The 12,568-nt window shown below is 63.5% G+C and carries 11 protein-coding genes; 2 read left to right on the plus strand and 9 right to left on the minus strand.

The genetic code is table 11. The features are described 5' to 3' along the window. Positions 1 to 56: 56 nt before the first annotated feature. On the minus strand, positions 57 to 1,412 hold the full coding sequence (locus FJ960_RS20280; RefSeq protein ID WP_140506805.1) for an ABC transporter substrate-binding protein: 1,356 nt from the start codon (positions 1,410 to 1,412) through the stop codon (positions 57 to 59). Positions 1,413 to 1,775: 363 nt separating this feature from the next. Between FJ960_RS20280 and FJ960_RS20285 the strand changes: the two genes are divergently transcribed. Both FJ960_RS20285 and FJ960_RS20290 read left to right on the plus strand, forming a co-directional pair. Next, complete coding sequence (locus FJ960_RS20285; protein WP_140716324.1) at positions 1,776 to 2,798, plus strand: substrate-binding domain-containing protein; 1,023 nt, start codon at positions 1,776 to 1,778, stop codon at positions 2,796 to 2,798. A gap of 121 nt (positions 2,799 to 2,919) precedes the next feature. Then, complete coding sequence (locus tag FJ960_RS20290; RefSeq protein WP_140716326.1) at positions 2,920 to 3,405, plus strand: hypothetical protein; 486 nt, start codon at positions 2,920 to 2,922, stop codon at positions 3,403 to 3,405. A 142-nt stretch (positions 3,406 to 3,547) separates the two neighbouring features. Here FJ960_RS20290 and FJ960_RS20295 read toward each other — a convergent pair whose 3' ends face one another. From FJ960_RS20295 to FJ960_RS20330, 8 genes are all read right to left on the minus strand, one after another. Next, entirely contained in the window at positions 3,548 to 4,978 is a 1,431-nt protein-coding gene (locus tag FJ960_RS20295; RefSeq protein ID WP_140716328.1) for a S8 family serine peptidase, read from the minus strand. Continuing rightward, positions 4,968 to 5,636, minus strand: a complete 669-nt coding sequence (locus tag FJ960_RS20300) for an anti-sigma factor (RefSeq protein ID WP_140506797.1) — start codon at positions 5,634 to 5,636, stop codon at positions 4,968 to 4,970. The genes FJ960_RS20295 and FJ960_RS20300 overlap by 11 nt, the downstream gene beginning before the upstream one ends. Next, positions 5,633 to 6,199 (minus strand): sigma-70 family RNA polymerase sigma factor, encoded by a 567-nt coding sequence (locus FJ960_RS20305; RefSeq protein WP_140716330.1) that lies wholly within the window; start codon positions 6,197 to 6,199, stop codon positions 5,633 to 5,635. The genes FJ960_RS20300 and FJ960_RS20305 overlap by 4 nt, the downstream gene beginning before the upstream one ends. A 181-nt stretch (positions 6,200 to 6,380) precedes the next feature. Next, complete coding sequence (locus FJ960_RS20310) at positions 6,381 to 7,220, minus strand: alkaline phosphatase family protein (protein WP_140716332.1); 840 nt, start codon at positions 7,218 to 7,220, stop codon at positions 6,381 to 6,383. A gap of 82 nt (positions 7,221 to 7,302) precedes the next feature. After that, on the minus strand, positions 7,303 to 8,889 hold the full coding sequence (locus FJ960_RS20315) for an ABC transporter substrate-binding protein (RefSeq protein WP_140716334.1): 1,587 nt from the start codon (positions 8,887 to 8,889) through the stop codon (positions 7,303 to 7,305). Positions 8,890 to 9,107: 218 nt separating this feature from the next. Next, positions 9,108 to 10,763, minus strand: coding sequence for an ABC transporter ATP-binding protein (locus tag FJ960_RS20320; RefSeq protein ID WP_140716336.1), 1,656 nt, complete (start codon positions 10,761 to 10,763; stop codon positions 9,108 to 9,110). Beyond that, positions 10,763 to 11,587, minus strand: a complete 825-nt coding sequence (locus FJ960_RS20325) for an ABC transporter permease (RefSeq protein ID WP_140716338.1) — start codon at positions 11,585 to 11,587, stop codon at positions 10,763 to 10,765. The genes FJ960_RS20320 and FJ960_RS20325 overlap by 1 nt, the downstream gene beginning before the upstream one ends. Positions 11,588 to 11,595: 8 nt before the next feature. Continuing rightward, positions 11,596 to 12,555 carry an ABC transporter permease gene (locus FJ960_RS20330; protein WP_140716340.1) on the minus strand — a complete coding sequence of 320 codons (960 nt, stop codon included), beginning with the start codon at positions 12,553 to 12,555 and terminating at the stop codon, positions 11,596 to 11,598. Positions 12,556 to 12,568 lie beyond the last annotated feature (13 nt).

The raw sequence follows: 12,568 nt of genomic DNA on the forward strand, positions 1-12,568 counted from the left end.
GCCGTAGCCCGGATCCAGTAGGAGGATCAGGAAGGATTAGGTCTCGCCGCGGCGGCCTACTTGATTGCATCCCAGCTCTTCTGGATGTCGGTTGCGACGTCCTGGGCGGACTTGCCGCCGACCAGGTCGATCATGCCGGTCCAGAAGGAGCCGGCGCCCACCTTGCCGGGCATCAGGTCGGAGCCGTCGAAGCGCACCGTCGTGGCGCCGACCAGGATCTCGCCCTGCTTCTTCAACGCATCGCTGCCATAGGCGTCCTTGTTGGCGCCTTTGAAGGGGGTGACGAAGCTCTTCTGCGCCATCCACAATTCATGCGCGAGCGGCATCTGCAGGAACTTGATGAATTCGCGCGACGCCTTGGAATCCTTGGTGATCATCACCAGCGTCCCGGCCACTTCCAGCGGCGTCCCGAGTTCCGGCTTGGAGGCGTAGGGCGGATAGGGGAAGAAGTCCGCATCCTGGCCAAGCTTCACGCCCTCCGGGAAGAAGGAAGGGATGAACGATGCCTGATGGTGCATGTAGCACTTCGGCGGCACGGTGAAGAGGCCCTTCGGGCTGTCGCGGAAGTCGGTCGCCGCGACCGCCTTGGCGCCGCCGTCGACCATCTTGTCGTCGGTGGCGATCTTGCCGAAGATGTCGATGGCGTTGACCACTGCCGGATCGGTGAACGGGATCTCGTTCTTCACCCACTTGTCGTAGACTTCAGGCGGCTGCGTCCTGAGCATGATATCCTCGACCCAGTCGGTCGCCGGCCAGCCGGTCGCGCCGCCCGAGCCAAGGCCGATGCACCAGGGCTTGCCGCCATCGGCGATGATCTTCTTTTCGAGCTCGGCCAGTTCTTCCTGCGTCTTCGGCACCTTGTAGCCGGCTTCCTCGAAATTGTCGGGCGAGTACCAGACAAGCCCCTTCACGTCGATCTTGTAGGGAAAGGCATAGAAGCCCGGCTTGCCGTCCTTGCCCGTATAGGTGCCGAGCTTGGCCCAGGAGTCGCCGGCGGCGTAATTCTCCTTGACCCAGGCCGCGACGTCGTCGCCGAGCGGGGTCAGCACGCCCTTGGAAGCAAGGTCCTGGATGAGGCCCGGCTGCGGCAGGACGGCGATGTTGGGCGGGCTGCCGGCCTGGGTGTCGATGACGATCTGCTGCTCGTAATTCTCGGACGAGGAATATTTGACCTCTGCGCCGGTGGCCTCGGAGAAATAATCGAGTACCGACCGGACAAGCGCCTCGTCCTCGCCACGCCATGGGCCGAAGATCGACAAGGTCTCACCCTTGAGGTCGACTTTCTTGAGGTCTTCATAATTCGCCCAGTGAAAGTGCTGATCTTCGCCGGGCTTGAACTTCAGTTCGGCCTGCGCGGGCGCGCTCAGGGCGAACGCGGCAGACGCAACGCCCAGCAAAAGCAACTTCTTCATCGGTATTCCTCCCAGTGGGTCACACATACAGGACGGAACCTCCATTCCGCCCGCCGACGCCGCAGGACTGTGACTCACTCGCAAGGGAACCGCAACCTTTCGAAGAGTCTTCCAAAGCGCTTTGGCTTGACCGATCTCGCCATTGAATCGATCAGGAGTCAAGAGTGCTCGCGAACTAATCGATTTAATTTCCCGCAGTCTGCGCTCGAAAGGTGCGTCGCAACATGCTTTTTTGGCGGTGCAACAGCAATTTCTGTTTCAAAGCGGACCCCCGCACGCATATGGTCTCCGCGATGTGGCCGCATCTCGGTTGGTGTTTTGGTCGGTTCAATCTAAAAGCGCTTTGAGGCAGGGAGGCCTCTCGTGAACCTCAAGCAACTCGCACATATGCTGGCGCTTTCGCAGACAACGGTAAGCCGGGCGCTGAACGGCTATCCCGAAGTCAACGAGGAAACCCGCAGGCGCGTCATGGACGCCGCCAAGCGCCACGGCTATCGTCCCAATCCGAGCGCGCGTCGGCTGGCCACGGGCAAGTCCGGAATGATCGGCTACGTGCTGCCGACGGGTGCCGCCGTCGACATCGACCCCCACTTCGTCGAATTCCTGTCCGGCCTCGGCGACTATGCCCGCTCCCACGAACTCGACCTTGTCCTGTCCCCGACCGACGCCGACGATCAGGAGACGACCTACCGGCGCGTCGTCGCCAACCGGCAGGTCGATGCCGTCTACATCTCTTCGCCCAGGCCCGCGGACCGGCGCGTGGCGCTGGTCAATACGCTCGGCATTCCCTTCATCGTCCATGGCCGCAGCGAGGGCTTGGACTTCGACTATCCCTTTCTCGACATCGACAATGAAGGCGCTTTCCACGAGGCCGCCCGGCTGCTCGTCCAGCTCGGCCACCGGCGGCTGGCGCTGATCAATGGCGATGACGGGGAAACCTTCGCCATTCATCGCGAGCGCGGCCTGCGCCGGGCACTGGCAGCAAGCGGCCTGACATTGAACGATCGCCATGTCTGCTCCGTCGTCATGACCGAGGAGAACGGCTATCGCGCCGCCCGGCGCCTGCTTGAACAGGACGGCGCGCCGACGGCAATCGCCTGCTCCAGCCTGATCATGGCGCTCGGCGCCGTGCGCGCGGTGCGCGACCTTGGCCTCAGCATTCCCGGCGACATCTCGCTGATCGCCCATGACGACGTCTTTCCCTGGCTGAAGCCGGAGAATTTTTCCGTGCCGCTGTCGACGACGCGCTCGTCGATCCGGCTGGCCGGCGCGCGCATCGCCGAGCGGCTGGCGGCGCGGATATCGGGACTGGAGGAGGGCGCGCGCGGCGAGGTCTGGCCGGTCGACCTGGTGGTCAGGGGATCGGTCGCCGGCGCGCCGGCCTAGGGTCGCCAGAGTGCCCTCGTAACCCCGCATTAGCGCGCTTAGCCCAACATGGCCGGATGAAAATCGATCAGCCAAACGCGGTTTCGGCCGGCGCGGGCGCGAAGCCAGCGTACCGGCTGCCTTGGCTGGCCGCACGGTCGAACCGACGCGCACCATAGGCCATCTTGTGCGTCTGCTTGGCTTAGTGGCGTTCCTGCTCACCGTGGCCGGCGCTGTCTTCTGGACGTTGCCTGGCATCGAAAAAATGAATCTGGAAGCCGGGCGAGCAGAGCGGAAAGTGGTCGAGATTGTCAACCAGCCGATTACGCATCTGCCCCGCTCCGGGCCGGTCTCGGTATTTGCGCCAGGCTGGTTTCACCCGGGCGCCACAACCCCGGATTTCAACAATGTTGATGTCCGTTCCACACAGGAACTCACCTATGAAGGCGATGTCACGTCAGACCTGAACCCCACCGAAATGTTCATCGGAAGTGAACTCGAATTCAACGCCATGACCAAATATTTCTATTCCGATCGAACGCTGCCCAAGAAGCGGTTGTCCAACTCGGAAATGATCGAGATCAACGGCCTTACCGGGTTATTGGCAGCGATGAGCAGGCGGTATTAATGCGATGGCTGGCAATAATCGGTTTGGCTGTCGCCGGGCTTTGTCTTGGAGTGGCGTTGCTTCTGCTATTCCGTCGAGCCCGGCAACTGGCGACAGGTTGATCGGCCGCAGATCGACGAAATCGACGCCTGAAGCGAAAAACCTACTCTCTCACGGCGTCGGCCGCCTTAAGATCCAGCAGCCCGTAGCCGAAATCATTGTCGCGCCCCTTGGGCCCGAGATCTCTCGCCGTCACTGCAAGTGCCTTCTCGATGTCGTTGGCCGAACGGTCGGGCGTGGCGTGGATGAGGTTGGCGATGGCGCCGCTGACGATCGCCGCGGCAAACGAGGTGCCCGTCACCACGTCCGAGCCGGCGCCGCTCGGTGCCACCATCTCGACGCCCGGCGCCGAGATGAAGACATAAGCGCCGCGATTGGCCTGCGGCATCAGTCCGTCACTGGCGTCGGTGGCCGTCACCGCGATGACACCGTCAAAGGCGGCCGGATAGCCATAGGGCGCCTTCGGGCCGTTGTTGCCGGCGGCGGCGACCAGCACCATGCCGAGCGCCCGTGCATTACGGCAGGCGGTGCCGAGCAGGTCGTTTTTCGGGCCGACGAAGCTCATATTGATGATGCTGACATTCTGGTCCGCCGCCCAGTCGAGCGCCGACAGGATGACGTCCATGGTCGACTTGCCGCCCTCGAAGGCACGCGCGTGGTAGATTTTCGCGCCCGGCGCCATGCCTTCCAGCGGGCCGACGCCGGCAATCAGACCATCGATCGAAGTGCCGTGGTCGCGCTTTTCGATCGGGACGTCGGGCATCGCGTCGAACTGCGCGGCGATGACCCCGGCCAGAGCCGGATTGGTATCGTCGATGCCGGTATCGATGACGGCGACACGCACGTTCTCGCCACTGGCCTGTTTGGCGTCGAGCGCGATACGGTCGAAGGCATAGTTGACGATGCCGGCCGCCTGCTGCAGCGAATAGATATGATTGGGCTCGCGGCGCTGCGTGCGGCCGTCGGCGGCAAGCTGCGCCAGCACGACGCCGACGGGGCGGCCATCGGGAATGCCGAAACGCACCAGCGTGGTGCCGAGCAGCCGGGACTGGCGCTGCGAGCGCACTTCAAGGCCGAAGGAAGCGGCGATCTGCTGCACGGCTTCGGCATCGCCATCGACGGTCACCAACACCTCGTCGGGTACGAAGTCGCCGGTCACGGCGCGTCGCGACTGGACGGCGATGAGATCGGTCGGCGAGATGATCGGGCCACCGGACGGCGGGCCTGCCTGGTTCCCGGCGGGGGCTGTCGCGGGCTCCGGTCGTGGTGCCGGAACCGGTGCAGGAAGGGCGACCGGGTTGGGGAAGAGGTCGACGATCAAGGCGGGCAGAAAAACGGCGCCGGCCTGGGCCGCACCCGACCCACCCTTATCGCCGCCGTCCTTGACGCAGTCGGCCGCCTTGGCCTCGTTGCTGCAATCGATTTTCGTCCGGTCGGGAGTGGCATCGTTGCTCTGCGCCGACGCAGGCACGGCGGCGATTGTCATCGCCGCCGCCAGGATAGCCGCAAATCGAATGACCGCCTCAACCGCCATCAACAGGTTTCCTTCCCTCGATCACAGCCTCCGCGAAAGGCTGGGCGGCAATAAGGCCCCGCAGTTTCTCATAGTCGGCGGCTGTCGTCGCCGGAATGGCGAGCCTGAAGACGCCGTCGGCGGTCGGCCCGCCGATGATCTTGAGCTTGTTGGCGTCGAGAAAGGCCGCAATGTCGGCCATCCTGGCATCCGGCTTGAATTTGATCAGCGCGAACGGCAATTTGGCCAGATCGTCTTGTGCGCCGGCGATCTCGAAATTGCCGCCCTTGCCGCCAGGCTGCACCAGAGACTGGACCGCGATCAAGGCCAGCAGGACCGCTGCCGCCGCCCAGGCGACGCCGACCGGCACCGCCATAAGACGGCCCCAGGTCTGCGCCAACCAGGATGCGCTTGCGGGCGCCCGAACCGGCCCTGCCTCCGCGTCGAGCGCCTTGGCGAAGCGGCTGAGCGCATCGGCCGGCGGGCGGATCGCCTCATTGGCCGCCGCCGTGCCGGAGAACTCGGCTTCCGCCTCGCCGAGCGCGACAAGTGCCGCCGGATCGGTGGCCAGCCATTCTTCGATGGCTTCCAGATCCGAACCTTCGAGCGAACCGTTCAGGTAGAACGGCAGCAGCGTTTCCATTTCGTCGCGGCGCGACATCTTTTCAGCGGCGCTCATGGCCACCCCCTGTCGTAACCGGCGGCCTTCAAGGCTTCGCCGAGTTTCTTGCGGGCGTAGAACATACGGGTCTTGACGGTCGCGACCGGGATGCCGAGCACCTGTGCGATCTCGGTCACCGATTGCCCTTGATAATAGGCGAGGTCGATCACCGTGCGGTGCTCCTCGGGCAAGGCGTCGATGAGGCGGCGCAAGGCGGCGGCCTTGTCCTCCTTCATGGTGACGACCTCAGGCGTGTCGGCGCTATCGGGCACCGCCGCGGCGGCCTCGTCGTCGATCCAGTCTTCCTTCTTCTTGCGCAGCAGCGAGAGCGCCTTGAAGCGGGCGATGCCGAGCAGCCATGTCGAGACTTCGGACCGCCCTTCGAAGCTCGGCGCCTGGCGCCACAGTTCGAGGAATACTTCGTTCGCGATATCGTCAGCCATCATTTCCGATCCCGTCTGGCGCGCCACGAAGCGGTAGACCCGCGCGTGATGACGCATGAACAGGAGCCGCACGGCAGCCCGGTCGCCCTTCGCGACGCGGTCGACAAGCGCGCGATCGGTCTCCGTCGCCGCCGTCATGGCCGGTCGAGCCGCCTGGCTCCTGTCCGCTCTGTCGCCGATCGATCCAAAAAGGTTCATCCTCCGCCAAGGAATTCAGGGAGGCTAACCGAAGAGCGGGACGGTTGCCAGAGCATCCCTTTTCGCCATTTACGGAGAGAAGGTGCCGGCAGGCGGATGAGGGGCGGCGCCAGCCACTCGATCAGGACAGAAAAGCCTTCGCTTTCATCGTCGCCGGCACCGGCACGCCAAGCCGGCTCAGAACCGTTGGCGCCAGTTGCAACTGGTCGAGCAGCGTATCGGCTTCCGGCCCTTCGCCCTGTCCGAAATAATACAGCGCGAAATCCTGCATCTCGTCGTCATGGCCGCCATGGTGGCCGCGGTCGGTCTGGCCGTGGTCGGCGGTGACCATGACCTCGTAGCCGGCCTCGATCCAGCCCGGCAGGAAGGCCGCCAGCATGCCGTCCATGGCGTAGCAGGCATGGTCCATCTCGTGGCAGTCATGGCCGAAACGGTGGCCCATCGAGTCCAGCGTGCAGGTGTGCAGGACACCATAGTCGATGCCGTGGCGCCGGGTGAGCATGGTCAGCGTCGCGAACAGGTCGACATCGCTCGGCGTCATCTGGTTCTTGAGATTGTAGCCGGTCATGGTGTGGAAGCGGCCATGCGTGATCGGGCCGTCCGGCTCGTCATATTCCATGTCCTCGACGAGGTCGAACGGGTAGGAGCGGAAGAATTCGGACCAGTGGGAATGGGTGACCGCGCCGGTCTTGCCGCCGGCCTTGCTGACTTCCGAGAAGATGTCGGGCTGCACGACGCGAAAGCGGTTCTCGTTGGACAGGATGCCGTGCACCTGCGGCGACACGCCGGTGTGGATCGAGGCATAGCAGCAGGCCGAGGTCGACGGCAGCACCGAGCGCATCTTCCACACTCGTGCCCCGCCCGACTGCACCCAGCCTTCGAGATTGCCCATCAGCCGGCGCCAGTTCCGGTAGGGAACGCCATCGAGGATGAGCAGCAGAAGCTTGGATTGGATCGCCACGGGCTGCTCCATGCGATTGTCTGTTGAAACGAGTGCGCCGCGTGTCGTTCGGACACGCGGCGCTTTCGCTATGAGACAGATGTCACGCGTTCAGCCAGCATTCTCCCAGCGCGTACCCATCCATCATTTCGCCGATCGGGTTCTTGACCCATCCGCTGATCTTGTTGGTGGCGGCCGCGTCGATGAACTGGTTGAAGAAGGGCACGATCAATCCGCCTTCATCGCGCATCATCACCGCCATGTCGTGGTAGATCGCCTTGCGCTTGTCCTGGTCGAGTTCGCCGCGCGCCGCGAACAGCATCTTGTCGAATTCCGGCCGCTTGAAGCGCGTGTCGTTCCAGTCGGCCGTCGAGACATAGCCGGTGGAATACATCTGGTCCTGCGTCGGGCGTCCGCCCCAGTAGGAAAGAGAGAAGGGCTGCTTGTTCCAGACTTCCGACCAATAGCCGTCGCCCGGCTCGCGCTTGATCTCGATCTTGATGCCCGCCTTTGCGCAGGACTGCTGGTAGAGCTGGGCGGCGTCGACGGCGCCGGGGAAGGCGACGTCGGAGGTGCGCAGCAGGATGGAGCCGCTGTGGCCCGATTTCTTGTAGGCTGCCGCGGCCTTTTCCGGGTCGAACTTGCGCTGTTCGATGGCGGTAAATAGCGGATAGGCCTCGTTGATCGGGAAGTCGTTGCCGACCGAGCCGTAGCCGCGCAGGATCTTCTCAAGCATTTCGTCGCGGTCAATGGCGAGCTTAAGCGCCATCCTCAGATCATTGTTGTCGAACGGTGCGGTGTCGCAGAACATGTTGAACGGGTAATAGCCCCGGCCCGACACGTTCTCGATGCTGACGCCTGGAATGCGCTTGACCAGGTCGACGACCTTCGGCTCGATACGGTTGATCATGTGGACCTGGCCGCCCTGCAGCGCCGCCAGCCTGGCCGTGGCGTCGTTGATGACGACGATCTCGATCTGGTCGGCATGCCCCGCCTTGTCGCCACGCCAGTAATTGGCGAAGCGCTCGCCGCCATGGCGCACGCCGGGCTGGTTGACGGTGACTTTGTAGGGACCGGCGCTGATGCCCGCGTTGGGGTTGTCCTTGCCGCCATTCGGCTGGATGACGAGATGGTAGTCGGCCATCAGATAGGGGAAATCGGCGTCGGCGGCGCCGAGCGTGACGATGACTTCCTTGCCGCTGGCCTTGATGCCTTTGATGTTCTTGAGAACGCCGAGCGCGCCCGACTTCGATTTCTCGTCGGCATGGCGCTCGAGCGTGGCGGCGACGTCTTCGGCGGCAACGGTCTTGCCATTATGGAATTCGATGCCGTCGCGCACCTTGATCGTCCAGGTCTTGGCGTCCTTGGATGCGCCGATCTCCTCGGCAATCAGGTGAGTCAGGCTGTTGTCCGGCATCAGCCGGACCAGATATTCGCCCCACTGCTTGCAAAAACTGTAGGTGACCTGGCTGAGGTTCAGCGCTGGATCGAGGCTGTTGGTCGATTCGCCGCCCTGCAGGCCGGCCTTGAGGACGCCGCCCTTGACAGGCGTCTGTGCGAAGGCCCTGCCGGCCAGCGTCGTGGCCAGCGCCGCCGACATGCCCAGTGCCGCGGTACGGCCAAGGAAGTCGCGGCGCGATATCCGGCCCCGGCCGGCGAGTTCAGCGAGATGGTCGAGTTCAGTTTTCATGTCCTACCCCTTGTTGAAAACAACGTCGCACCAGTGGCGCCCGTCCAAAGGACGTGTGGCGTCCTAGTATTGCATGCGGATGACGGCCGCCATCTCCCCTGGCTGGCGGATCGCCGGCTGGCTAGAGCAATTCCAAAAGTGTGAACGGGTTCCGTCCGGAATTGCGTAAAAACAAAGAGATAGAGCAGTTCATCGTTTCCGTGAAACGGTGAACCGCGCTAGTTCCCCGCGCTGGCCATGCGCCGCCCCTTGATCGCCTTTTCCAGCCAGCCGATCTCCATCTCCGGGACCGATGACAAGAGAAGGTCGGTGTAGTCATCGAAGGGGGGCGTCAGCACCTTGCTTTTCGAACCATAGCGCACCACCTCGCCGCGATACATCACAGCGATCGAATCGGCGATCGACTTCACCGTCGCCAGATCGTGGGTGATGAACAGATAGGCGACGTTCTCCTCCTTCTGCAGTTCAAGCAGAAGCTTCAGGATGCCGTGCGCCACCAGGGGGTCAAGCGCCGAGGTCACCTCGTCACAAATGATCAGCTTGGGTTTTGCCGCGAGCGAGCGGGCGATGCAGACACGCTGCTTCTGGCCGCCGGAAAGCTCGGCCGGGTAGCGGTCGACAAAGCCCTTGCCCATTTCGATCTTGTCGAGCAGTTCGGCGACGCGGGCATCGCGCTGCCTGCCGCGCATGCCGAAATAGAATTCGAGCGGCCGGCCGATGATGGTGCCGACGGTCTGGCGCGGGTTCATCGCCACGTCGGCCATCTGATAGATCATCTGCAGCTGGCGCAGGTCTTCCTTCGGCCGGTCGGCAAGCCGGTTGGCCAAGGGGCGCCCGTCGAATGTAACGGTGCCTTGCTCGGGCGGCAAAAGTCCGGTTATGGCGCGCGCCAGCGTCGACTTTCCGGAGCCGGATTCGCCAACCACGGCCAGCGTCTGGCCGGGGTAGATGTCGACCGAGACGTTCTTCAGCACCTTGACGTGGCCGCCGCCATAGGCGGCGGTCACGTTCTTGACCGACAGGAACGGCGCGGTGCCGGGTTTTTGTTCGGCATGTTCGATCTCGTGCACCGAAACCAGCGCATTGGTGTATTCCTGCCGCGGTTCCTTGATGATCTGGCGGGTGCCGCCCCATTCGACCAGCCGGCCGTGACGCAGCACCATGATCTCGTCCGAAACCTGGGCGACGACGGCCAGGTCGTGCGTGATGTAGAGCGCCGCCACATGGGTGTCGCGGATAGCATCCTTGATCGCCGCCAGCACGTCGATCTGCGTCGTCACATCGAGCGCCGTGGTCGGCTCGTCGAAGACGATCAGGTCAGGCTCCGAGCACAGTGCCATCGCCGTCATCACACGCTGCAGCTGGCCGCCTGAAACCTGGTGCGGAAAGCGTTCGCCGATGGCTTCCGGGTTGGGCAGGCTGAGCTTCTTGAACAACGCGATCGCCCGTTTCTCGGCCTCCGCCCGTGTCGCCGTCCCGTGCAGCAGCGTGGCTTCCACCACCTGGTCCATCAGCCTGTGCGCCGGATTGAAAGCGGCCGCCGCCGACTGCGCGACATAGCAGACCTCGCGACCGCGCAGCTTGCGAAAGTCCTCCTTGCCGCCCTTGAGGATGTCGCGGCCGTTGAGGAGCACCTCGCCGCCGGTGATGCGCACGCCACCACGGCCATAGCCCATGGATGACAGGCCGATGGTCGACTTGCCGGCACCGGATTCGCCGATCAGGCCGAGCACCTTGCCCTTCTCCAGTGTCAGCGAGACATCGTGCACCAGCGTGATGGTCTTCGGCGCCTCACCGGGCGGATAGACCGTCGCCTCGATGCGCAAATTGCGGATGTCGAGCAGAGGGGTGGACTTTGCCTTGCCGTCGGCCATCACCCGCGTCCTCCCTTCAGGCTTGTCGTGCGGTTCAGCACCCAGTCGGCGACAAGATTGACCGAGATCGCCAGCGCCGCGATCGCGGCCGCGGGAATGAGCGCTGCGCCTATGCCGAACACGATGCCGTCCTTGTTCTCCTTCACCATGCCGCCCCAGTCGGCGTCCGGCGGCTGCACGCCAAGGCCGAGAAAGGAAAGCGTCGACAGGAACAGCACCGCGTAAATGAAGCGCAGGCCGAGCTCGGAGATCAGCGGCGACAACGCGTTGGGCAGGATTTCACGGAAGATGATCCAGACGCTGCCCTCGCCGCGCAGCTTGGCGGCTTCGACATAGTCCATGACGTTGATGTCGACGGCGACCGCGCGCGACAAACGATAGACGCGCGTCGAGTCGAGAATGCCCATCACCAGGATCAGCGTCACCAGGTTGGTTGGCAGCACCGAGAGCACCACCAGGCCCATGATCAGTGTCGGGATCGACATCAGGAGGTCGACGAGGCGCGACAAGATTGTGTCGAACCAGCCGCCGAACACCGCAGCCGAAAAGCCAAGGATGGCGCCGAGCGAGAACGACAGCGCGGTGGCCAGCACCGCGATGAACAAGGTGATGCGGGCGCCATAGATCATCCGGGACAGCAAATCGCGGCCGAGATTGTCGGTGCCCAGCCAATGCGCCGCCGACATCGGCTCCCAGACATCGCCCACAATTTCGGCGTTGTCATGCGGTGAGATCCAGGGCGCGAAGATCGCCGCCAGCACGAACAGTGCCGTCAGGACAATGCCGATCAACGCGGGGATGGGGATGCGTTTGATATCGAGCATGCCCGCCCCTATTTCGGATGTCGCAGACGCGGATTGGCGACGATCGCCGCTATGTCCGCGATGATGTTGAGACTGATGTAGACGGCGGCGAAGATCAGGCCGACAGCCTGTACCACCGGCACGTCACGCTTGGTCACGTGATCGACGAGATATTGTCCCATGCCGGGATAGACGAAAATCACCTCGACCACGACGACGCCGACGATGAGATAAGCGAGGTTGAGCATGACGACGTTGATGATCGGCGCGATGGCATTGGGGAAGGCATGCTTGCGGATGACGTCGAACGCCGACAGGCCTTTCAGCTCTGCCGTCTCGACATAGGCCGACTGCATGACGTTGAGGATCGCCGCCCGCGTCATGCGCATCATGTGGGCGAGCACCACCAGCGTCAGCGCCGTCGCCGGCAGCGCGATCGCCTGCATCCGCTCACCGAAGGGCATGCCTTCGTAGACGGTCGAGATGCCGGGAAAGATCTGCCACTTCACGGCAAAGAAATAGACCAGCACATAGCCGATGAAGAATTCGGGGAAGGAGGTCGAGGCGAGCGCCAGGCCGGAGATCAGCTTGTCGACCCAGCCATTGCGGTAGCGCACCGCGATCAGCCCGAGAATGATGGCCAGCGGTACAGCCACGATCGCCGCCCAGAAGGCGAGGAACAGTGTGTTCCACAAGCGCGACTTGATCGAGGTCGCGATATCCTGCCCGCTCGACATCGCAGTGCCGAGGTCGCCGGTCAAGACGCCGCCGAGCCAATGGAAATACCTGACATAGGCCGGGTCGTTCAGCCCAAGCTGCTCGCGCAAATTGGCCAGCGACTCGGGTGTCGCCGATTGTCCCAAAATGGCTTGCGCGACGTCGCCGGGCAGGATCTGCGTGCCGGCGAAGATCAGGACCGAGATGGCCAACAGAAGCAGGATGCCCAGCGCAATGCGCTGGGCAATTAGTTTCAGGATGGGTGAAGACATCTCTGCAAAGCCG

It is taken from the genome of Mesorhizobium sp. B2-3-11, from assembly GCF_006442215.1.
In the GTDB taxonomy this organism is placed as follows: Bacteria; Pseudomonadota; Alphaproteobacteria; order Rhizobiales; family Rhizobiaceae; genus Mesorhizobium; species Mesorhizobium salmacidum.

Excerpts from the sequence above, each read along its gene's own strand:
- FJ960_RS20295 (WP_140716328.1), bottom strand. The coding sequence starts at position 4,978 with ATGGCGGTTGAGGCGGTCATTCGATTTGCGGCTATCCTGGCGGCGGCG.
- FJ960_RS20300 (WP_140506797.1), bottom strand. The coding sequence starts at position 5,636 with ATGAGCGCCGCTGAAAAGATGTCGCGCCGCGACGAAATGGAAACGCTG.
- FJ960_RS20315 (WP_140716334.1), bottom strand. The coding sequence starts at position 8,889 with ATGAAAACTGAACTCGACCATCTCGCTGAACTCGCCGGCCGGGGCCGG.
- FJ960_RS20305 (WP_140716330.1), bottom strand. The coding sequence starts at position 6,199 with ATGACGGCGGCGACGGAGACCGATCGCGCGCTTGTCGACCGCGTCGCG.
- FJ960_RS20320 (WP_140716336.1), bottom strand. The coding sequence starts at position 10,763 with ATGGCCGACGGCAAGGCAAAGTCCACCCCTCTGCTCGACATCCGCAAT.
- FJ960_RS20325 (WP_140716338.1), bottom strand. The coding sequence starts at position 11,587 with ATGCTCGATATCAAACGCATCCCCATCCCCGCGTTGATCGGCATTGTC.
- FJ960_RS20280 (WP_140506805.1), bottom strand. The coding sequence starts at position 1,412 with ATGAAGAAGTTGCTTTTGCTGGGCGTTGCGTCTGCCGCGTTCGCCCTG.
- FJ960_RS20330 (WP_140716340.1), bottom strand. The coding sequence starts at position 12,555 with ATGTCTTCACCCATCCTGAAACTAATTGCCCAGCGCATTGCGCTGGGC.